20 protein-coding genes are annotated in these 19,979 nt (G+C 70.3%); 11 read left to right on the top strand and 9 right to left on the bottom strand.

Going from position 1 to position 19,979, the window contains the following annotated elements:
- Position 1: 1 nt before the first annotated feature.
- From PVE36_RS02150 to PVE36_RS02160, 3 genes are read right to left on the bottom strand one after another with little or no spacing between them, the layout of a single operon-like run.
- Positions 2–1,084, bottom strand: coding sequence for a tyrosine-type recombinase/integrase (locus tag PVE36_RS02150; RefSeq protein ID WP_277454276.1), 1,083 nt, complete (start codon positions 1,082–1,084; stop codon positions 2–4).
- Positions 1,081–1,293: a helix-turn-helix domain-containing protein gene (locus PVE36_RS02155; protein WP_277454277.1), complete on the bottom strand. Its 213-nt coding sequence runs from the start codon at positions 1,291–1,293 to the stop codon at positions 1,081–1,083. The genes PVE36_RS02150 and PVE36_RS02155 overlap by 4 nt, the downstream gene beginning before the upstream one ends.
- Entirely contained in the window at positions 1,290–2,834 is a 1,545-nt protein-coding gene (locus tag PVE36_RS02160) for a replication initiator (RefSeq protein ID WP_277454278.1), read from the bottom strand. Before PVE36_RS02160 ends, PVE36_RS02155 begins: the two co-directional genes overlap by 4 nt.
- 405 nt (positions 2,835–3,239) lie before the next feature.
- Here PVE36_RS02160 and PVE36_RS02165 point away from each other — a divergent pair, with 405 nt between their 5' ends.
- From PVE36_RS02165 to PVE36_RS02180, 4 genes are all read left to right on the top strand, one after another.
- A complete protein-coding gene (locus PVE36_RS02165; RefSeq protein WP_277454279.1) occupies positions 3,240–4,319 on the top strand; it encodes a hypothetical protein in 1,080 nt (359 codons plus the stop codon).
- A 238-nt stretch (positions 4,320–4,557) separates the two neighbouring features.
- On the top strand, positions 4,558–5,226 hold the full coding sequence (locus PVE36_RS02170) for a GAF and ANTAR domain-containing protein (RefSeq protein WP_277454280.1): 669 nt from the start codon (positions 4,558–4,560) through the stop codon (positions 5,224–5,226).
- Between the two features lie 732 nt (positions 5,227–5,958).
- Complete coding sequence (locus tag PVE36_RS02175; protein WP_277454281.1) at positions 5,959–6,753, top strand: dienelactone hydrolase family protein; 795 nt, start codon at positions 5,959–5,961, stop codon at positions 6,751–6,753.
- Between the two features lie 103 nt (positions 6,754–6,856).
- The gene (locus tag PVE36_RS02180) at positions 6,857–7,600 is read left to right on the top strand and encodes a dienelactone hydrolase family protein (RefSeq protein WP_277454282.1); all 744 of its coding nucleotides are present in this window, start codon (positions 6,857–6,859) and stop codon (positions 7,598–7,600) included.
- Positions 7,601–7,758: 158 nt separating this feature from the next.
- Here the strand turns inward: PVE36_RS02180 and PVE36_RS02185 are convergent, their stop codons facing one another.
- On the bottom strand, positions 7,759–8,322 hold the full coding sequence (locus tag PVE36_RS02185) for a DUF2231 domain-containing protein (protein WP_277454283.1): 564 nt from the start codon (positions 8,320–8,322) through the stop codon (positions 7,759–7,761).
- A 161-nt stretch (positions 8,323–8,483) separates the two neighbouring features.
- Between PVE36_RS02185 and PVE36_RS02190 the strand changes: the two genes are divergently transcribed.
- The 3 genes from PVE36_RS02190 to PVE36_RS02200 all read left to right on the top strand — a co-directional run bounded on the left by PVE36_RS02190 (position 8,484) and on the right by PVE36_RS02200 (position 11,086).
- The gene (locus PVE36_RS02190; protein WP_277454284.1) at positions 8,484–9,569 is read left to right on the top strand and encodes an aromatic acid exporter family protein; all 1,086 of its coding nucleotides are present in this window, start codon (positions 8,484–8,486) and stop codon (positions 9,567–9,569) included.
- A gap of 121 nt (positions 9,570–9,690) precedes the next feature.
- The gene (locus tag PVE36_RS02195; RefSeq protein WP_277454286.1) at positions 9,691–10,584 is read left to right on the top strand and encodes an SDR family oxidoreductase; all 894 of its coding nucleotides are present in this window, start codon (positions 9,691–9,693) and stop codon (positions 10,582–10,584) included.
- A 103-nt stretch (positions 10,585–10,687) separates the two neighbouring features.
- Entirely contained in the window at positions 10,688–11,086 is a 399-nt protein-coding gene (locus PVE36_RS02200; protein ID WP_277454287.1) for a hypothetical protein, read from the top strand.
- Here PVE36_RS02200 and PVE36_RS02205 read toward each other — a convergent pair.
- The 4 genes from PVE36_RS02205 to PVE36_RS02220 are packed head-to-tail and all read right to left on the bottom strand — an operon-like array spanning position 11,022 to position 15,312.
- On the bottom strand, positions 11,022–12,053 hold the full coding sequence (locus PVE36_RS02205; protein WP_277454289.1) for an MsnO8 family LLM class oxidoreductase: 1,032 nt from the start codon (positions 12,051–12,053) through the stop codon (positions 11,022–11,024). The two genes, PVE36_RS02200 and PVE36_RS02205, sit on opposite strands and share 65 nt — an antisense overlap.
- The gene (locus PVE36_RS02210; RefSeq protein ID WP_277454290.1) at positions 12,050–12,856 is read right to left on the bottom strand and encodes an HAD-IIA family hydrolase; all 807 of its coding nucleotides are present in this window, start codon (positions 12,854–12,856) and stop codon (positions 12,050–12,052) included. The genes PVE36_RS02205 and PVE36_RS02210 overlap by 4 nt, the downstream gene beginning before the upstream one ends.
- A 46-nt stretch (positions 12,857–12,902) precedes the next feature.
- A complete protein-coding gene (locus PVE36_RS02215; RefSeq protein ID WP_277454291.1) occupies positions 12,903–14,018 on the bottom strand; it encodes a PQQ-dependent sugar dehydrogenase in 1,116 nt (371 codons plus the stop codon).
- Between the two features lie 49 nt (positions 14,019–14,067).
- Positions 14,068–15,312, bottom strand: coding sequence for an MFS transporter (locus tag PVE36_RS02220; RefSeq protein ID WP_277454292.1), 1,245 nt, complete (start codon positions 15,310–15,312; stop codon positions 14,068–14,070).
- Positions 15,313–15,456: 144 nt separating this feature from the next.
- Between PVE36_RS02220 and PVE36_RS02225 the strand changes: the two genes are divergently transcribed.
- The 4 genes from PVE36_RS02225 to PVE36_RS02240 all read left to right on the top strand — a co-directional run bounded on the left by PVE36_RS02225 (position 15,457) and on the right by PVE36_RS02240 (position 19,174).
- Positions 15,457–15,693 (top strand): heavy metal-associated domain-containing protein, encoded by a 237-nt coding sequence (locus tag PVE36_RS02225; protein ID WP_277454293.1) that lies wholly within the window; start codon positions 15,457–15,459, stop codon positions 15,691–15,693.
- Positions 15,694–15,729: 36 nt separating this feature from the next.
- Positions 15,730–17,673 (top strand): cation-translocating P-type ATPase, encoded by a 1,944-nt coding sequence (locus PVE36_RS02230; protein WP_277454295.1) that lies wholly within the window; start codon positions 15,730–15,732, stop codon positions 17,671–17,673.
- Between the two features lie 98 nt (positions 17,674–17,771).
- A complete protein-coding gene (locus tag PVE36_RS02235) occupies positions 17,772–18,677 on the top strand; it encodes an NADP-dependent oxidoreductase (RefSeq protein ID WP_277454297.1) in 906 nt (301 codons plus the stop codon).
- A gap of 71 nt (positions 18,678–18,748) precedes the next feature.
- Positions 18,749–19,174 carry a cupin domain-containing protein gene (locus PVE36_RS02240; RefSeq protein WP_277454298.1) on the top strand — a complete coding sequence of 142 codons (426 nt, stop codon included), beginning with the start codon at positions 18,749–18,751 and terminating at the stop codon, positions 19,172–19,174.
- A 67-nt stretch (positions 19,175–19,241) separates the two neighbouring features.
- Here the strand turns inward: PVE36_RS02240 and PVE36_RS02245 are convergent, their stop codons facing one another.
- Entirely contained in the window at positions 19,242–19,955 is a 714-nt protein-coding gene (locus tag PVE36_RS02245) for a Crp/Fnr family transcriptional regulator (protein ID WP_277454299.1), read from the bottom strand.
- Positions 19,956–19,979 lie beyond the last annotated feature (24 nt).

Below are 19,979 nucleotides of genomic sequence, written 5' to 3' on the forward strand. Positions count from 1 at the left end.
GTCATTCCGACCTCACCTCCCGATCTGCCCCCCGGGTGCCCCCCGACGGTGTGTTGAGCCTTTCCAGGCCGGCCCGATCGGCACCTGTGCCGAGGAAGTGCAGGTACCGGTTCGTGGTCGCGATCGACTCGTGTCCCATCCATGCCTGGACCGTGCCCGGGTCCACGCCGCGGCTCAGCCAGAGGCAGGCCGCCGTGTGCCGCAGGTCGTGCACCCGACGGCCTTGGCCGGTCGTCGGCCACTTCAGGCTGCGGAGCACCGCCGAGCGGTGCAGCTGGGCGCCGCGCTCGGTCGTGAAGAGCAGGTCCCGCTGGTGCTTGCCCTCGCTCAGGTGCTGGACGATCGGTAGGATCCGGTTGGCCAACGGGACCCGTCGGGATCGTCGGCCCTTGGTGCCCTTGATCGAGTGCCCCTCGGGCTGGGATCGGCGCACCAGCAGTCCTGGCGTGGGCACCTGCATGACGTCCTCGACCCGCATCGCCCGGGCCTCGGCCCAGCGCAACCCGGTCCACGCCAGCACTAGCATCAGGTCGGCCAGGTGCGGCGAGAGCGCGGACCACTCCGCGTGGGCCGCCTCCAGCGCCTCCTCGCTGAACGGGTCCATCTCCTCGACCTCGCCGGACTGCTTGGGGACACGCACCCCCGTGACCGGGTTGGCCACGACGATCTTCTCCCGCACGCACCAGGTGAAGAAGGAGGACAGGCTCGCCCGGAACCGCCGCACGGAGCTCTCCGCGAGACCGTCGGCGAGGAGCGCCTCGAAGGAGCGCGCGACCTCCCGTCCGGAGACGGCGGACACGTGGAGTGCCAGCATGCTCGTCGGCATCAGGCGCAGCAGGTCCTGGTCGGTCCGGTAGGTCTTGGCCGCGACGGTCGTGGACCGCACCTGAAGCCACTGGACGACGAGGACGCGGACGCGTTGCCGACCGGCCCGGGGATCGACCCCACCTGCCAGCGCCGCACGCTCGCGGGCGAGCCATTCCTTGGCCTCCCGCTGGGTGTCGAAGACCTTGCTCGCCACATCGACCCGACCGCTCTTCAGCTTCGCGCGGAACCGACCGTTCGGCAGCTTCTGCACGCTCACGCCGCGCTCCGCTTCACCCAGGCGGCCACGTCCTCCCGCTGGTAGCGCGGGCTGAAGGGGGTCAGCCACGTCACCCGCGGCCCGTGACCCACCTGTCGCCATCGGCACAGTGTCGACGGCGAGATCTGCAGCGCCTCTGCGACCTCCGCGGTGGTCAGCAACCGCTCGAGCGCCGGTGTCGGTTGGTCCTGCATCTGGTGCTCCATCATCGTCCCCTCGTGTCTAGCGCATCTCGGTCCTTGCGGCGTTCGGCTTTCCACAGCTCGTATTCGCGGCTGCGGGCTGCGACGGCCAGGGCGAGGGCTTGCTCGAGGTGGTCGCGCCAACCGGCGCCGACGTAGGTCCAGGTACCGACGACCTGGGTGGTCTCCTCTGCGTCGTCGGCGAGCAACCGGGCCTCGAGGTCGCGGGTGTCGAGGGGCTGGCCGGTGCGGCGGGACTCGGCAGCCAGTGCCTGCCACCGCGAGCGGGCACGACGCAGCGCGCCGAGGGTGAGGGAGTAGCGCCGGGACTTGGTGCCGAAGTGGCCGCGGAAGCCCAGGCAGTGCACCCACTTGCCCATGCGTTGGTAGTCGTGGTCCTGGTCGTGGAAGGTCGCGGCCCGGGCGGCCATCTCCGCGCATTGCCGGCGCAGGGCGAGGATGTGAGGGCGACGTTGACCGTGGCCGTGCAGGCCGGAGGAGTCCTTGGTGGAGTACTTGGCCAGGTAGCCGGCGACCTGGTCGGGGGTCAGCGGGCCGGTCGGGTCGTCGGTGCGCGAGCCGGCGCGGACGGTGCGCACGTCGACCTGGGTCCCGAAGGCCAGCACTCGTGGGGTGTCCTCGTGGTCGACGGGTTCGGCAATGGTCGTGACGGTCGGGACGACCTGTCGGACGAGGGCTGTGAGGGCGTCGCCGTCCAGCGATGGGGGAGCGGGCGAACCGCTGCCGCCGGCGGCGGGTCCGTCGAGGCGGATGAGGGCGTGGAAGTGGATCAGGCCGCGTGCCTGGTGTTCGGCGACCTTGGCGTACTGGATCGACGCGTGCTCGCCCAGGCGCGAGCTCGGGATGGTGAGGTGGTGGGCGATGGCGCGGTGCAGGGCGATGGTGAAGCGTCGCCACAGCTCGGGGGCGTGCCACTGCCACATCACCGCCGAGGCCGTGTCGTGGCACTGGAAGCACAACGGCGCGCCGGTGACCTCGTCATCCTGGTCGTGGACCCGGGTGCACCACCACGGTCGACCGTGCGGGCAGCGGGTGCGGTCGTCGCTTCGCCGGGGCCGACACGCCTTCCCGCTGCGGTGGCCATGGACGGGCCCGAACGAGGGGGCGGTGAGGGTGACGAACAGCAGCGGGTTGTCCCGCACCTGCTCGGGGACGCTCTTGCCGCCGGCGACCCCGGCATGGATGAGGGCGTAGGTGTCGCGGGCGTAGGTGCGTGAGCAGGACGGGCACACCGAGGCGCGACGGTTGCCGCACGGGCGGTGCAGCACCCCGAACGGCAGGTCACTCGCGTCGAAGGACGAGACGATCTCACCGTTCGTGGTGTCGACGGTGACCGACGACCCGGCCAACCGGACCGGGTGGGCACAGTTGCGGGTGGCGCCCAGTGCCTGGGAGAAGTCATCCATGCTCCCGTCGCGCATCCGCTGGGCGATCAGCTTCGCGTTCTCGGGGTGGTTGAGATCGGGGATGTCCAGCGGCGCGTCCTCACCGAAGCCGGGGAAGCGGTCCTCACCTGCGGCAGGGGCGTGAGTGTCCGTGGTGGCCACTGTCCCCTCCCAACCAAAGAGGGTGTGCCCCGCGGACCGGTGAGTGCGGCTCTGGGATCCGCGCGGCACACCCAGACTGTGGGGTGAGCGGCGATACGTGGTCACCGACGTTCCAGAGCCGCTCAACGCCGGGCACACCCGAAAGCGGGTGCGGGTGCGGATCCAGTTAAGGAGTCTCTGTCGCGGCCATCAGTGGGTGCGAGCCATAAGGCCCAAGTGGGGAGCCGACCCCCGGGGATGCTTCCCGTTGGTGTGTGCGTCTGTGTTGATCCGCAGCACCCACGCTGCCGCGCCTACACTGGCTGCTCCACTACTTGCCGACCCGTGACCTAACCGTGACTTCGCGCTGACGATGGCAGGCTTGCCGCTGCCCCGGTGCAACACACGTCCACCAAGATGGGACGTATGAGAGCAGACAAGAAGGTTGTCGGGCTGATGGCGGACCCAGGCGTGCCGGAACGCGCCGCCGAGGCGAGCGCGGACGATCTGAGGCACGAGTTGGCAGAACGCCTCGAAGATGCCGACTGGGACGTGAACATCAGCAAGGAAACGTTGCCACTGACCCCAGATGGCCACGTCACTCTGATGGACAAGGCCCCAGAGCTGAGAAGCCGGTACGGGTGGGACTACATCGTGTACCTGACCGACCTTCCGCGGTACCACAACAACGAACTCTTGTTGTGCGAGGTCAGTGACACCAACCAAGCCGCCTTGGTATCGATGCCGGCGATGGGTGCCTTTCGCCTGCATCCGAGATTCAGAAGGCTGCTGGTGGCCCTGATCGACTCGGCCAAGGAAGGTCCCGCTCAGCCACCATTGGTGGAATCCATCAAGTCCACGGCCGGCTTCACCAGGGCACGCCGGGATCCCGGGCAAGGACGCGACGACACCGCATATGTCGTGCTGCCCGGGTGGTCGAGCCGCGTACGGCTGCTGTCGGGAATGGTGCGTAGCAATCGACCCGGAACGATGCTGCCAGCACTTTCGGGCAGCATCACCGCTGCGGTGGCCGCGGGCGCTTTCGGCGTTTACTACAGTTCCATCTGGACGTTGGCCGATCCCCTGCACCCGGCCCGGCTGCTCCTGATCGGCGCCATCGTCACTGCGCTCCTGACTGGCTGGCTCATCTTCCGCAACGGCTTGTGGAGCAAACACCGGTACATCGAATCCCCGTGGCAGGGAGCGTTGGACAACACGACCACGGTCTTGATGGTGAGCACCAGCGTGGCACTCATGCATCTCATCATTGCGATGGTCCTATTCGGGCTCAGTCTGATCGTGATCGACGTCGCTCATCTCCGCGCCGAACTCATGCACCCGGTGTCTCTCCTCGACTACGCCAAGCTGTCGTGGATGGCCGCCACGCTAGGCATGCTGTTTGGTGGACTGGGCTCCAACTTCAACAGCGAGGAGGAAGTTCGCGAAGCCACCTACAGCAAGCGAGACCATGAACGTCGGCAACGGCAGGACGCCCACCGCGATTGACGAGGCAACGGGGACCTTCAGCACCCAGGTCACCTGACGCCGCCGAGCCCCGCTGTCTCCCACTCGGGCGTATGGGCTGGAACTCCGGTCAGATATGGTCGTCCGCGACCCACCAGCGGAGGTTGAGATGTGTGGTGATGTCGGCACGGACGATGGCTGGCCTCCCGCGACGGAGCGACCCGGAGTTGCCTCGCGTGGCTCTCAGCTTGCGGATAACGACTCTTCGTTCGCGACGCGGATGGCCGACGCCGCCCGTGACATGCAGGGACAGCGCGACGCACTGGCCACGATGGAGGCCGCGGTGCGCCTCGCGTTGACGCACGTCGAGGGCGCAGACGCCGCCGCGCTGTCCATCGTGCGGCGCCGCACGGTCGAGACGTCCGCCTCGACCGGGACGATGGCCGCCGAGGCCGACCGGCTGCAGTACAAGTACGGCGAGGGCCCGTGCCTCGACACCATCCGAGAGCACCACACGGTCTACAGCCCCAGCTTGGGTTACGACCGACGATGGCCGACGTGGGGGCCACAGGTGGTCGAGCGCGCCGGGGCCCACAGCGCGCTGTCCTTTCTCCTCTTCACCGACGAGGAGGAAATGGGCGCCCTCAACCTCTACGCGGGCGCGAAGGACGCCTTCACCGATGCCAGCCGCGCGGAAGGTGCGGCCTTGGCCAGCCACATCGCCATCGCGATCGCATCTGCGCGGGGCATCGATTCGCTGGTGGCCGGACTGGACACTCGCAGCATCATCGGCCAAGCCATAGGCATCGTCATGGAGCGTTTCGATATGCCGGCCGACACCGCCTTCACTCTGCTGACCCGCTTGTCCACGACCTCCAACACCAAGCTCCACGAGGTCGCATCCGCGGTCGTGGCCGGGGAGAAGCTGCCAGACCTGCCCGACTCGTGATACCGCCATCGGCGCCGACGGCCATCACCTGCTGGCGATGTAGCCCTGACGCACGTCGTCACGTGAGGACTTTCTTCACTGACTCAAGGCGGCGACTCCGTCGCCGCTGGCCGCCCGCTTCGCGGGCGTCCGCTGCGCATGCGGCCTGGCGGCCGTTCTCGCGGCCGCCCACTCATGACCGGCCAGACAGACGAAGGCGCCCCGGTTCGGTACCGAGACGCCCTCACCCTTTGATCCGTCGTCCCGCCGCTACACGATCCGTCCTCCACGGTCTCGGCTCAAGCGGCCGGTAGTCGCTCCATCCGGGACGCGCTCCGCGCCTGCGGCCCATGCCTTCCCGAGTCGATTCGCCGCTTGATCCGAGTCCGCTCCGGCCGGGGCTGCTCCGCTATCGGGTCGGCGGCTCTTCGTGCCCCCCGGATGCCCCCCGAGTGCATGGCAGCAGCCACTAGGCGCAATGGAGAGCAGGCCACCGTGACAGATTCTCGGGGCCGGACAACCCCGGATTGCCTTCGCAATGAGAAGGTCAGGGGTTCGAATCCCCTCAGCTCCACCACCGGAGACCCCCGGCACAGCAGCGAAACGCTGGTTCTGTGGCCGGGGTTTCTCTTTGTCATTCCGACCTCACCTCCCGATCTGCCCCCGGTGTTTCGCCCCGGTGGCCTCCGATCACCATTGCGGCTGGCCGTGGCCGCGACCATGCTGGGCGAACCACGGACGGGAGCAGCCGGCATGAGTCCCAGCGAGCAGATCGGCCCGGAGTTCCACGCGTTCGACTTCGCACACGACCGGCGTACGTATGAGGTCTTCCGCGGTGGATCGGGCCCGGCGGTTCTCGTGCTCCACGAGATCCCCGGCCTGCACCCCGGCGTCATCGACTTCGCCCGTCGGCTCATTGCCGCCGGGTACACCGTGTACTTGCCGTCCCTGTTCGGACGCCCTGCAGCCCCAGCGACCGGCCGCGAGGTCCTGCGATCGATCCTGCAGGTCTGCGTGGCACGCGAGTTCACGAAGCTGGCCGACCGCACCAGCCCGGTTGTCGGGTGGCTGCGGGCGCTCGCAGCGTCGGCCCACCGTGAGTGTGGCGGCCCCGGGATCGGTGTGGTCGGGATGTGCTTCTCCGGAGGCTTCGCGCTGGCGACAGCGGTGGAACCGTCAGTCCTCGCGTCGGTCATGAGCCAGCCGGTCTTGCCCGCGCCCATCGGGAAGCGTGGGCGCGCCGCCCTGGGCCTCGATGCCCAGGATCTCTCCACCATCACGGATCGAGCGAATGAGGGACTCCGCGTGCTCGGGCTCCGGTTCACCAACGACCGCGGCTGCCCTCCGGAGAGATTCGAGACCCTGCGAGCGAGGCTCGGCACATCCTTCGAGGGGATCGAGATCGACTCCTCGCCCGGCAACGCGGCCGGCCTCGCGCCATCAGCCCACGCGGTGCTCACGGTCTCCCTCGTCGACGAGCCGGGGCATCCGACCCGGGTTGCCCTGGACCGGGTCCTGGCGTTTCTCGCCGAGCGGCTGCGCGGGTGAACACCGTCGTTGCGTGAGGGACGGCCAAGGTTTCTCTCGGCCCGAATGTGTCCTGCGACCCCGCCCTCTGGTCAGCGGCCGGCGCCACCCCCGACACTGAGCCATGGAGACGAGACCGCAGATCGAGATCGCGACCGGGAACGGACTGATGCCGGCGTACACGGCGGTGCCCACGACGGCGCCTCCGTGGCCGGGTGTCGTCGTCATCCACGACTTCACCGGGATGAGTCAGGACCTGCGCAGCCACGCCGATTGGCTGGCAGGAGAAGGCTTCCTGGCGATCGCACCTGACCTGTACTACTGGGGCAGCCGACTGCGCTGCCTGCGCACGATCATGCGTGACCTCGGTCCGCGCCGTGGTCGTACGTTCGACGACATCGAGGCAGCACGGCAGTGGCTACGAGAGCACGACGGCTGCACGGGGGTCGTCCGCGTGGTCGGCTTCTGCATGGGTGGCGGGTACGCCATCGCCCTGGCCGAGGGCCACGGGTTTGACGCGTCCGCGGTGAACTACGGCGGTTGCCCGTCGGACGCCATGGACTGGCTGCCGCGAGCCTGCCCGGTCGTCGGGAGCTTCGGCGGTGCCGACACGTCCCCGTTGGGTGCGCGGGCCGGTCAACGGCTGGACAGGCTGCTGACCGAGTTCGACGTGCCACACGATGTGAAGATCTATCCGGGAACGGGCCACGGGTTAATGAACGACCATGCACCCGAGGACCAGACGCTGTTCCTCCGCTTCCTCGCCCGTGTCTCTGGCAAGCGGTACGACGAGGTGTCGACGCAGGACGCACGTCAGCGCATCGCGGAGTTCTTCACGGAGCACCTCCGCTCGCACGCACCCTCGTAGATGGGCCACACCGGTGCCCGTCCCCACCCAGTGATCGAGACCTACCCGCCGGCCTGGGCAGCCCGTGGCATTGACATGAGTCCCAACGGCTGGAGCATGCCCAACCGCTCCTGCACCGTCCGGTGCTCCACGACCCTGCCGTCGCGGGCTCGGCCTCGTCAGCCTGCCCGACCGTCGAAGGCGGGATGGTGGGTGGCGACGGGTCTCGTCGTGACCAGGTGACCACCCAGGTAGCCCCCGACTCCTGAAACGGCCGCGCCAAGGAGCGCCCACCGGGCTCCGGCCCGGTCACGACCGCGACGTCGGGCCGTCCACGATCCGACATAGGCGCTGAGCGCGGCCGCGTTGACGACGGCGTGGACGAGCCCCACCCGCTTCTCGCGGAGTCCCGCGTCGGACCACTGGGCCCACCCGGTCCACGCGGTCGGTCCGAAGGCGATGATGCCGGTGCCGACGAGCGTCCGGGCCTGGGCCGACCACTGGCCGCGGCCGGCGAGGTCGAGCACGCTCGAGGAGATCCAGGTCCCGACGACGACGTCGGTGAGCACGGGGTGGAGTGCGTGACCGAGCCAGTCGCCGCGCAGGATCGCTCCGCGCGTCCCGGACCCGAAGGCAGTCCGGATGTGTGGCTCCAGTGCCTTCACCGGGCCGTCGAGACCCGCGGCGTCCTCGAGTCGCTGGGTCCATCGCACGATCGTGGGTGCTGCTGGGTGGGTGACCATGCCTGCTCCTCGACGAGTTCGGTGGTGCGACGTCATCGGCGCACTCGAATCCACCGTGCTCCTCGGTATCGGAAAGGGCAACCCGATTGCGGGAGGGGTGGTGCTCGCGGATGTGCCTTCCGCGGTCACGGCACGTCGGCGAATCGTGCAGAATCGCAGTCATGCTTCGAGTGCGAGAGGTCGTGCGACGTCCCGAGTTCCTCACCGACCTGCTGCAGATCCTCAAGAGCATGGCGGCCGCCACACTCGCGTGGTGGATCTCCGTCAAGCTCCTCGACTCGGCGCTGCCCTTCCTGGCTCCGTGGACCGCGCTGCTGACCGTCCATGCCACGGTGCACCGGTCACTGTCACGCGGGATCCAGACCACGGTGGCCTCGACTGTCGGGGTCGGACTGTCCTTCTTGATCGGCGCCTACCTCGGTGTGAACGTGTGGACCTTCGCCCTGGCATTGTTCGTCGGGCTGGCCGGGGCCCGGGTCTCGTGGATCCGCGACGAGGGCGTGGCGATCGCGACCACGGCGGTCTTCATCCTGGGCAGCGGTTTCACCGAACAACAGCCGCTGCTGCTCGACCGGCTCATCGAGGTGGGCGTCGGTGTCGGGATCGGCGTCGCGGTCAACCTGGTGGTCATCCCCCCACTGCGCGACCAGCAGGCTGCACGCTATGTCGACAGCATCAACCGTCGGATGGGCGACCTGCTGGTCGACGTGGCCGACGAGTTCGCGTCGTCATGGGAAACCGACAAGGCGGACGCCTGGCGCCGCGAGACCGAGTCAATGACCCACGAGCTCGACACCGCGTGGCAGTCGGTGAAGTTCGCCCGCGAGAGCAGGCTCGCCAATCCCCGGCAACGGCTGGGACGGGGAGGGCCCGGGCGCGCGGTCGGCCGCGACGTCGGCTACGAGGAGATCCTGCCTCGAGTGGACGAGGGGATCTCGCACCTGCGCCACCTCGCCCGCACACTGCACGAGGCCGCCTACGCCGAGGGCGCTTGGGACGAGCGATTCCGCGAGCGCTGGACCCACATCGTCCGCGACGCGGGCCGGGCCATCGCGGACCCGGACGCGGACGTGGAGCCGATCCACGGACGGCTGACCGCCCTGGCGAGGGAGATGTCCGACGACGCCGACCTGCCGAAGGAGTCCTGGCCGCTCTACGGCTCGCTCCTGTCGAGCATGCGGCACATCGCCGTCATCGTCGACGACGTCGCCTCGGACCGAAGGGCGCGCGAGGCGACGCCGTCCTGAGAGGTAGCGCGGGCGTTAGAGCCGCTGGTCACGGGGTAGGTCCCTGCCACAGGACACGTCGTGACAGGAGTCCAGCCATGAGCGAAGCACCTGCAGTACGCGAGGCCCGCGGAGCCCCGCGGTGAGCCGCTCAGGGACAGCCCTCGTCGCCGGAGCATCACGCGGGCTCGGCCTGCTCATCGCCCGCGACCTCGCCCGCCGCGGACTGGACGTCGCCATCTGCGCGCGGGATGCGGTCGAGCTGGAGCAGGCGGAGGCCCGGCTCGCAGGCGAAGGTGCCACGGTGCGGTCGTACGTCTGTGACGTCACGGACCGCACGGCGGTCACCGACCTCGTCGCCCGCGTCGAGGGGGAGACCGGGCCCCTCGACGTCGCCATCCACGTCGCCGGCATCATCCAGGTCGGGCCGGTGGATGCGATGACCGCAGACAGGTTCGACGAAGCCATCGACATCATGCTCCGCGGTCCGATCAACCTCGCCCTGGCCGTCCTGCCGGGAATGAGGGAGCGCGGTTTCGGTCGGATCGGGACGGTCACCTCGATCGGAGGGGTGGTCAGCGTGCCGCACCTGCTGCCCTACAGCAGCGCCAAATTCGGGGCCGTCGGCTTCTCGCAAGGACTCTCTGCGGAACTGGCGGGCACCGGCGTGACCTCGACGACCATCGTCCCGGGCCTGATGCGGACCGGCTCCCACCTGCACGCCCAGTTCGCCGGTGACGCAGGGTCGGAGTTCGCCTGGTTCGGTCCCGGGGCGTCCCTACCGCTCGTCGCGATGGACGCCGAGAAGGCGGCGCGACGGATGGTGAAGGGAGTCCTCGCCGGCGACCCGATGGTCACCCTGACCCCGATGGCGCACATCGGGAGGCGTGTCGCGGGCCTGGCCCCGGCGACGACCACGCGCCTCATGGGACTGGTCAATCGCGCCCTGCCGACCGGGAGCCACGGCGACGTCCGCGAGGGGATGCACGCGCGGACCGAGCTGCGCCCCGGGCCCGACGGCTCGTCGACACCCTGACGGCCATGGGTGATCGCGTCGCCCGCCGTACCAACGAGACCAAGCCCTCGTCGCTCGTCCCGACGACGACGGACGCCCACGCGCGGATCGAGGAGCCTCGCCCATGACACGCTTCGATTTCGCCTTCACCCGCGCCTACCGGGTGGCCGGTGCCCCCTTCGGCGTGACCCCCCGGACGGCCTGGGCGGCGATCGACGACGACCTGCTGTTTGTGCACTTCGGGCCGTGGCGGCTGCGCACGTCACTGGACAACATCGCCGACGCCACCATCACCGGTGGTTTCGCCTTCATCAAGACGGCCGGACCGGCGCACCTGTCCCTGGCGGATCGTGGCGTCACGTTCGCGACGAACGGGGAGCGGGCCGTGTGCCTGGAGTTCCACGACCCGGTCACGGCGATCGATCCGATCGGCCTGCTCCCGCACCCCAACGCCACCCTCACCCCGTCCGACCCGGAGGCCTTCCTGGCCGCACTGGGTGGTGATCTGCCGACGGCCGGCTGACCGCGGCCATCTCGGCCAACGCGGCGTCGCTGCGCTCCTGTGCCTCGCGGTCGTATGTCGACACCCAGGCCAGCAGCTCGTCGGCGGCGGTCCGGTCGACTAGTGCAGCGAGCTCGTCGCCGACCTCGGCCGGTGTCCCGTGGACGGCGCGACCCAGGTGCTCCTCCACCTTGGCCTGTTGCCGGTCGCTGAGCGTCATCGCCGGCTGCGACCGCAACGGCGGGAAGACGCCGGTCGCGCGGGACTCCACCATGGCCCAGGCCTCCGGCAGGGCGAGCTCCCGTGCCTGCGCCGACGTCTCGGCGATCATCACGTCGGCGCTGACGACGACGTACGGCTCCGGGCAGGCAGGGCTGGGCACGAACCGGTCGCGATAGTCCTGCAGGGCCGCGGTGTCGCCCCACACCACGGGCCCTCCGACGACCACGGGCAGGCCGCGCTGCGCAGCGACCGCCAGACCGGAGCCGGTGGCGAGGACGAAGAGCGCCGGTGACGGCGCCCCCTTCGGCATCGCGGTGACCGGTCCGGTGTCGCCGAGGAAGTCCACGAGGGCGGCCAGGTCCTCGGCGAACTGCTCCGGCGAGTACGCGTGCACACCGAGGGCCTCGCGGACCGGCGCGGTGAATCCGAGCGACCGCCCGAGACCGAGGTCGACCCGACCCGGGTGGAGGGCCGTGAGCATCCGGGCCTGCTCGGCCACCACGAGGGGGCGGTGATTGGGCAGCATCACGCCACCCGAGCCGACCCGGATGCGGTCGGTGCGGGCGGCGACGGCGGCCATCAGCAGCGGTGGGCTGCCGCTGGCGATGCCCGGCACGGCGTGGTGCTCCGCCACCCAGAACCGGTGGAAGCCGAGTTCCTCCGCACGCACCGCCCGCTCGACCGTGTCCCGCAGTGCCGCACCACCCGGCTCGCCGGCCCGCGTCCGGGAGCGGTCCAGCAGCGAGACCGGGACCGGGAGGATCATCGCGCGGCGAGCTCCTCGACCATGGGCACGACGTCGGCGATCGAGTCCACGACCCACGTCGGGCGGAAGGGGTGGCGGGTCACCTCGTCGCGCTGCGTCACCCCGGAGAGCACGAGGGTCGATCGCATGCCGGCCTCGATGCCCGCGATGATGTCGGTGTCCATCCGGTCGCCGACCATCACCGTGGTCTCGGAGTGTGCCTCGATGGCGTTGAGGGCAGAGCGCATCATCAGCGGGTTCGGCTTGCCGATGTAGTACGGCTGCACGCCGGTGGCGGCGGTGATCAACGCGGCCACGGACCCGGTCGCGGGCATCGGCCCGTCCGGCGACGGGCCGGTGGTGTCCGGGTTGGTCGCGATGAACCTGGCGCCACCCAGGACGAGGCGGATGGCCTGCGTGATCGAGGTGAAGGAGTAGGTGCGGGTCTCACCGAGCACGACGAAGTCGGGGTCGCGGTCGCTCATGATGAATCCGGCCTCGTGCAGCGCACCGGTGAGACCGAACTCGCCGATGACGAAGGCGGTGCCGCTGCCCGCGTCGCGCGTGGCCTGCTCGGAGAGGAACTGGGCGGTGGCCAGCGCCGAGGTCCAGATCCTTTCCTCGGGCACGGCCAGACCCGAGGTGAGCAGACGGGCCCGCAGATCGCGGCGCGAGTAGATCGAGTTGTTCGTCAGCACGAGGTAGGGCCGGTCGAGCCGCTCCAGCTCGGAGAGGAACTGCGACGCACCCTCGATGGCGTGCTGCTCCTGCACGAGCACGCCGTCCATGTCGGTGAGCCAGCTGTGGACGGGCTGGTCGGTCATGACCACAGGCTAGAGGTCGGCGTCGACTCCGTGTGTCACTCCGGTGTCAGGAGCCCGGGTCCCGCTCGAGGATCCGGTCGTCGTCGGGCCCGGGGTCGCCCCGTCCGTCGGTGTTGTTCGTCAGTACCCACAACTCGCCCTCGGGTGTGGTGACGACGTCCCGCAGCCGGCCGTACTCGTCCACGAGGTGCTCGGTGGACGAGCCCAGGTCGGACAGGGGTACCCGCCGCAGGCGTTCCCCGCGCAGGTTGGCGATGTGGATCGCTCCGTCCGCGATCGCGATCCCGCTCGGGCTGGCCTCGGCCGGCTCCCACTGCTGGACGGGGTCCACGTAGTCCTCGTCGTCACCGATGCCCTCGACGTCGGGCCAGCCGTAGTTGGCCCCGGCCTCGATGACGTTGAGCTCGTCCCAGGTGTTCTGCCCGAACTCGCTCGCGTACATCGTCCCCTCCTCGTCCCACGCGATGCCCTGCGGGTTGCGGTGCCCGTAGCTGTGGACGAGTGAACCGTCGAAGGGGTTGTCGTCCGGCACGGCCCCCTCGGGCGTCATCCGCAGGATCTTCCCGGACAGTGAGTCGAGGTCCTGGGCAGCCCCACCATCCCCGGCGTCACCCGTGGTCGCGTAGAGCATCCCGTCGGGGCCGAACGCGATCCGACCGCCGTTGTGGACACTCGCCGCCGGGATCCCGTCGAGCACGACCTCGGGCTCACCGAGACCGAGCTCGCCGGTCTCCTCGGTCAGGACATGGCGGACGATCCGGTTGTCCGAGTCCGTGGTCAGGTACGCGTACAGGACGTCGTCGCGGACGGCGATGCCCAGCAGGCCCCCTTCGCCCCGGGCCTGCGCCGCCTGGACGGTGCCGACCACGCGGGAGGCGCCGGAGTCGTCCAGCTCGAGGACGTCGCCGGAGTCGCGCTCGCTCACCAGTGCCGTCCCGTCGTGGAAGGCGACCGACCACGGCACGTCGAGCCCCTCCGCGACGGTCGTCGTCTCCGCTCCGCCCCCCGTGGCGGCCGTGGACGGGGAGGTCGCGGACGATGAGGACGCGGACGAGGAGCTCGTGGAGGAGGACGAAGGGGGTGCCCCACCGGACGTGCAGCCGGCCAGCAGGGCCGTGGTCAGGGCACCGACGGCCACGGCGGCACGTCCACGACAGGTCATGGCCCCTACGGTGTCATCCCTCGGGCCCGGACGGAATGGCCTCGGCAGGTCAGCGCGCCTGCCCCACCGCCACCGCGAGCCGACGCACCGGACCGAAGGTCAGCGCGAGCGTGAGCGCCGCCGTGATCGCGAGCAGCCACAGGCCGATCGCGTAGGACTCGAAGCGGCCGTAGACGAACCCCATGACCAGCGGCGGGATGAAGCCGCCGAGGCCGCCGGCGGCGCCGACGATGCCGGTGACGCCACCGACCCGGCTGGGGTCGGTCACCTGGGCGATGAGCGCGAAGACGGCACCGCTGCCGGCGCCGAGGGCGGCGGCCATCGCGAGGAAGGCGACGGTGCCGCCGGCATGCAGCGGCGGGTTGCCCGCGGCGATGGCGGCGCAGACCGCCGTGACGGCGAAGACGACTCCGAGCACCGGGATCGAGCCGATCTTGTCGGCCATCGCCCCTCCGACGGGGCGCATGATCACCGCGATGACGACGAACCCGGCCATCCGCATCGACGCGTCCGCGGCCTCCAGGCCGTGCTCGGTGATGAGGTACGCCGGCAGGTAGACCGAGAAGGCGACGTACCCCCCGAAGGCGACCGAGTAGAGGATGCCGGCCTGCCAGGTCACGGGGAGGGTGATGTTGGCCCTGAGGCGCTGCATCATGCTCGTCGTCGGCGCGACCCGGCCCGGGGCGTCGCGCATGATCAGCCACGCGGCCACGGTGTACACCGCGAGGAGCGCGGCGGTGATGACGAAGGGGAGGGCGGCCCCCCTCTCGAACAGCGACACGGTGGTCAGGGCGCTGATCGCGGTACCACCCATGCCGGCTCCGAAGATGCCGATCGCCAGCCCGCGCTGCGACGGCTGGAACCACGCGTTGACGAAGGGGACGCCCACCGCGAAGACGGTGCCGCCGATCCCCAGGAAGAAGCCGGAGACCAGCAGGAGCGCGTAGGAGTCCAGGGCGAAGAAGCCGATGAACAGCACCGGGAGGATCGTCAGCGCGGAGACCACCGGGAACATCAGCCGGCCGCCGTAGCGGTCGGTCATGGACCCGACGACGATCCGGCCGAGGGACCCGACGACGACGGGAACCGCGACGAGCATCGAGACGTCCAGCTCACTCAGCTCGCCGAGCCGACCGGTGTTGCGGAAGAGGGGACCGAGCGGGCTGATCAGGGCCCACGCCCAGAAGTTCACCGCGAAGCCGATCGTGGCCATCGCCAGCATCACCCATGGCGTGGAGGACCGGACGGCGGCGGTGGTGTGCGGAGTGCTCGTGACCCTGTCACCTGTGCTCATGGACGAACTGTGACGCACGTCGCGACCCCCCGTCCAATCCGGGAGTAGCCGACTTGATCCGGGTCAAGGAGCGGGGACGGGAACGTCCGTAACTTCATGGATGACAGCCCCACGAGGGACCGGTCACCGAGGGAAGGACACACCGTGACCACCACCAGCAACACCACGACCACCACTCTGAGGGCAGAGGGCTTCTCGTGCCCCTCCTGCGTGGCCAAGATCGAGAAGCAGGTCGGGCGGCTCGACGGCGTCGAGTCGGTGAAGGTGCACTTCGCCACCGCTCGCGTCGTGGTCGTCCACGACCCCTCGGTCGCGACCACCGACGACCTCGTCGCCGCAGTGGCCAAGGCCGGCTACACGGCCCGCCCCGCCGCCTTCTGACCCACGACCGACTCGCACGGAGAGGAACGACGCACCATGGACGCACTACGCACCCGGTTGCAGGCCCGATGGACGATCCCGATCGTGTCAGGACTGGCGATCCTCGCCTCCTTCGCCCTGGACCGACTGGCGGGGACCGCTCTCGGAGGTGACGTGCTCATGATCGCCGCCGCGGTCGTGGCCGGCGCCCCCGTGGTCATCAAGGCCTACCACGCAGCGACCGCGAAGGTGATCGGTATCGATCTCCTCGTCTCGGTCGCCGCGATCGGCGCGATCCTGGTGGGCAACTACTGGGAGGCCGCGGCGGTGACCTTCCTCTTCGCGGTCGGTCACGCCCTCGAGTCGGCGACGCTGAACCGGACCCGCTCGGCCCTGGCCGAGCTGGTCGCCGTGGCCCCCGAGGTCGCCGTCGTCATCCGCGGTGGCCAGCAGGTCGAGGTGCCTGCCGCCGATGTGGCGAAGGGGGAGACCGTCCTGGTCAAGAACGGCTCCAAGGTGCCCGTCGACGGCCGCGTCGTCGGCGGCACCGGCGCCCTCGACGAGGCCTCCATCACCGGGGAGTCCATCCCGGTGGAGAAGGTCGAGGGCGACGAGGTCTACGCCGGCACGATCTCCACCGGCGGCCTCCTCCAGGTCGAGGCGACCGGGGTGGGTGCCGACACCACACTGGCCCGGATCATCCACCGGGTGGAGGAGGCCCAGGACGCCAAGGCGAGGACGCAGGCCTTCATGGACCGCTTCTCCGCCTGGTACACCCCGGCGATCATCGTGCTCGCCGTCGTCATCGGACTGGTGACGCAGGACATCGTGCTCGCCCTCACGCTGCTCGTCATCGCCTGCCCCGGCGCACTGGTCATCTCCATCCCCGTCTCGATCGTCGCCGGTATCGGCCGCGGCGCCAAGGACGGCATCCTCATCAAGGGCGGCGAGTTCCTCGAGACCTCGGCGCGTGTCGACGCGGTCGCCGTGGACAAGACCGGCACCCTCACCGAGGGCCGCCCCCAGCTGACCGACGTGGTCACGCTGAACCCGGGCACCACCCGCGACGACGTGCTGCTGCTGGCCGCGCGTGCCGAGGCCGGGTCCGAGCACCCGCTGGCCCGCCCCATCATCGCTGCTGCCGTCGAGGCCGGCATGCCGGTGCACACGCTGCCGGAGCACACCGAGCCGGTCGCCGGCAAGGGCATCGTGGCCACCGTCGACGGCCAGCGCATCGGGGTCGGCAACGTGGCCCTGGCCCGGATGGAGGGCGTCACCGACGACGCTGCTGCGGCTCGGACGGTGTCCGGGCTGGCCGAGGCAGGTCGTACCCCGATGGTGGTCACCCGCGACGGGCAGGCGATCGGCGTCGTCGCCGTCGCCGACCGGATCCGTCACGACGCACCCGAGATGGTCCGTCGGCTCCACGAGGCCGGGGTGAGGAAGGTCGTCATGATGACCGGCGACGTCGAGCCCGTCGCCCGCGCCGTGGCCATGGAGGTCGGGGTCGACGAGGTCCGGGCCGGGCTGCTGCCGGAGGACAAGCTGCAGGCCGTGGCGGACCTGCAGCGGCAGGGCTACACGGTGGCCATGGTCGGTGACGGCGTCAACGACGCGCCGGCACTGGCCACCGCCGACATCGGAGTGGCGATGGGCGCGGCCGGGACCGGCGTGGCGATCGAGACGGCGGACATCGCGCTGATGAAGGACAACCTGCTCAAGCTGCCCGAGGCGGTCTCGTTGGCCCGGCGCACGGTGAACAACATGCGGCAGAACATCGTGGTCGCCCTCGTCACCGTCGCCACGCTGCTGGCCGGCGTCCTCTTCGGCGGCGTGACCATGGCCATCGGGATGCTCGTCCACGAGATCTCGGTCCTGGTGGTCATCGCCAACGCGATGCGGCTGCTGCGCCCCCGCCGCGAGCGGGCCGCACAGCCTCCCGCGACCACGGTGGGCGACGCGGCCGGGAGTCGGGAGGCGCGAGTGGTCACCGCTGGGTGACCGGGCCGACACGGTCGGCGCGCCCGGCGCACCACGCAGGGCGCGCCGACCTGCCCCCGCAAGCAGCACACGAGCGATCAATGAGAAGGAGAAAGGCCATGTCCAGGCAGTACCTGTTCACCGAGTACGGCGGTCCCGAGGTCGAGGCGATGCGCGAGCGTCCGGCTCCCGAGCCGGGGCCGGGTCAGCTGCTCATCGAGGTCCGCGCGGCCGGGGTGAACCCGGTCGACGTGAAGATCCGGGAGGGCCGTCTGGGGCGGGAGCGCGACCTTCCGGCCCCGATGGGGCGGGAGGCCGCCGGCATCGTCACTGCGGTGGGCCCCGACGTGGCGGGCTTCGCGGTCGGGGACGAGGTCCTCGGTCTCCTGGCCCGTGGTGAAGGAGGCTTCGCCGACCACGCGCTGCTCGCGGCCGCCTCGACCGTCACCAAGCCCGAGGACATCGGCTTCGAGGTGGCGGCAACCGTCCCCGTGGCCGGGACGACGGCCTACGACCTCACCCACCAGGTCGAGCTGGAGGCCGGGCAGAGCCTGCTGGTGCTGGGGGCCGGCGGCGGTGTCGGCCACCTGGTCACGCAGATCGGGCGGGTGCACGGGTTCCGGGTCATCGGCGTCGCCTTCGAGTCCGAGCGCGAGCTCGTCGAGTCCTCCGGCGCCACCTTCGTGCCCGCCGGGCAAGGGGCGCTCGCGGCGGTGCAGGAGCTGGTCCCGGAGGGGGCGGACCTGCTGATCGACCTGGTGGGTGGCGAGGCGCTGTGGGACCTGGCGCCGGCGGCCGTCTCGCCCGAGCGGGTCCTCTCCGCCGCGGACGCGGACACCGCGGCGCAGATCGGTGGCGCGGGGCGGGTGAGCGACCCGGAGTCGCTGGAGAAGATCGCCTCGGTCATCGGCTACGGGGTGGTCACCCCCGAGATCCGCGCGACCTTCGGGCTCGCCCGCGCTCGGGAGGCACTGGCGGCGGTGGAGGTCGGGCACGCCCGCGGGAAGGTCGTCATCGTGCCCTGATCCCCAGCCCCTCAGCACTGCCGCGACTCGCAGCCACCCACCATCCATCTGCACGACAGGAAGGAAACGACATGACCAACCAGAGCTACGCACTCGGTGAGAACATCGAGCACTTCACGATCGCGGACCTCGCGAAGAGCAGTCCCCACTACCGGCAGGTGCTGTGGACCGGAGAGCACGCACAGATCGTCATCATGACGATCCCGCCGGGTGAGGAGATCGGCGCCGAGGTCCACGAGCACGGCGACCAGATCCTGACGTTCGTCAGCGGCACCGGGACGGCGGACCTGGCCGACGCCAGTCACCCGGTCGAGGCGGGTGACCAGTGCGCCGTCCCGGCCGGGGCGCTGCACAACTTCCGGAACACCGGGACCGAGCCCCTGGTCCTCTACACCATCTACTCGCCGCCGGAGCACGCGCCGGACGCCGCCTTCGCCACGAAGGCCGAGGCCGACGCCGCTGAGGCGAGTGGCGAGGACCAGCCACCGACCCGCTGAGGCAGTCCGCGGTGCGAAGGGGAGGGGCCGCGGCCGTGGGAAGTCACGGTCGTGGCCTCTCCCGTGCTCAGGCCTGCGCGGCCCGCTCGAGCAGCGCGTCGACGTCGTGGATCACCAGGCCGCGGGCGCCGCGGCCGGTGACCACCCCGGACTCACGCAGCCGGCGCAGCTGGCGGCTCAACGACTCCGGGGTGGTGTCGAGGAGCGAGGCGATGTCCTTCTTCGCCAGGGGCAGCTGCACCGCCGTGCCCCCATCGGTCGGGGAGCCGGGCAACGACAGCAGGTAGTCGGCCAGTCGGGAGCTGACGTCGCCGGAGAGCAGGGCGTTCAGCCGGGACTCCGCGTCGCCCAGTCGCCGGCTGACGGCCTCCAGCATCCGCAGGACGATCGAGGGATGGGTCCGCACGAGCTGCTCCAGGTCCTCGTGCCGGAAGGTGCACATGCTGGCCGCCTCGAGGGCCGTGGCGAAGTGGTCGGGGTTGCGGCCGGTGAGGAATGCCGACTCACCCACGAAGTCGCCGGGCTGCAGCACCCGGATCACGTGCTCGAAGCCGTCGACGCTGACGCGGGAGATCTTCACCGTGCCGGTGTGCACGACCAGCAGTAGGGAGGCCGCCTCACCCGTGGCGTAGACCTGCTCCCCCTTCGCCAGGCGGCGTGGTCGAGCGAGCTGCGCCACGCCCCGTTGCTGCTCGTGGCTGAGGCCCTGGAAGATCGGGACCCGGGCCACGCACAGGTCCTCGGAGTGCGCCCGGACGACGGGCAGCTGGGTACGGCTCACGTCCACCTCCACGTCGATCATAGG

Source organism: Janibacter sp. DB-40 (assembly GCF_029510815.1).
Taxonomy (GTDB): Bacteria; Actinomycetota; Actinomycetes; order Actinomycetales; family Dermatophilaceae; genus Janibacter.

What these genes read in the sequence shown, in the direction of transcription:
- PVE36_RS02155 (WP_277454277.1), bottom strand. Translation starts at nt 1,293, where the DNA reads ATGATGGAGCACCAGATGCAGGACCAACCGACACCGGCGCTCGAGCGG.
- PVE36_RS02165 (WP_277454279.1), top strand. Translation starts at nt 3,240, where the DNA reads ATGAGAGCAGACAAGAAGGTTGTCGGGCTGATGGCGGACCCAGGCGTG.
- PVE36_RS02170 (WP_277454280.1), top strand. Translation starts at nt 4,558, where the DNA reads ATGGCCGACGCCGCCCGTGACATGCAGGGACAGCGCGACGCACTGGCC.
- PVE36_RS02175 (WP_277454281.1), top strand. Translation starts at nt 5,959, where the DNA reads ATGAGTCCCAGCGAGCAGATCGGCCCGGAGTTCCACGCGTTCGACTTC.
- PVE36_RS02180 (WP_277454282.1), top strand. Translation starts at nt 6,857, where the DNA reads ATGGAGACGAGACCGCAGATCGAGATCGCGACCGGGAACGGACTGATG.
- PVE36_RS02185 (WP_277454283.1), bottom strand. Translation starts at nt 8,322, where the DNA reads ATGGTCACCCACCCAGCAGCACCCACGATCGTGCGATGGACCCAGCGA.
- PVE36_RS02190 (WP_277454284.1), top strand. Translation starts at nt 8,484, where the DNA reads ATGCTTCGAGTGCGAGAGGTCGTGCGACGTCCCGAGTTCCTCACCGAC.
- PVE36_RS02200 (WP_277454287.1), top strand. Translation starts at nt 10,688, where the DNA reads ATGACACGCTTCGATTTCGCCTTCACCCGCGCCTACCGGGTGGCCGGT.
- PVE36_RS02205 (WP_277454289.1), bottom strand. Translation starts at nt 12,053, where the DNA reads ATGATCCTCCCGGTCCCGGTCTCGCTGCTGGACCGCTCCCGGACGCGG.
- PVE36_RS02210 (WP_277454290.1), bottom strand. Translation starts at nt 12,856, where the DNA reads ATGACCGACCAGCCCGTCCACAGCTGGCTCACCGACATGGACGGCGTG.
- PVE36_RS02215 (WP_277454291.1), bottom strand. Translation starts at nt 14,018, where the DNA reads ATGACCTGTCGTGGACGTGCCGCCGTGGCCGTCGGTGCCCTGACCACG.
- PVE36_RS02220 (WP_277454292.1), bottom strand. Translation starts at nt 15,312, where the DNA reads ATGAGCACAGGTGACAGGGTCACGAGCACTCCGCACACCACCGCCGCC.
- PVE36_RS02230 (WP_277454295.1), top strand. Translation starts at nt 15,730, where the DNA reads ATGGACGCACTACGCACCCGGTTGCAGGCCCGATGGACGATCCCGATC.
- PVE36_RS02235 (WP_277454297.1), top strand. Translation starts at nt 17,772, where the DNA reads ATGTCCAGGCAGTACCTGTTCACCGAGTACGGCGGTCCCGAGGTCGAG.
- PVE36_RS02240 (WP_277454298.1), top strand. Translation starts at nt 18,749, where the DNA reads ATGACCAACCAGAGCTACGCACTCGGTGAGAACATCGAGCACTTCACG.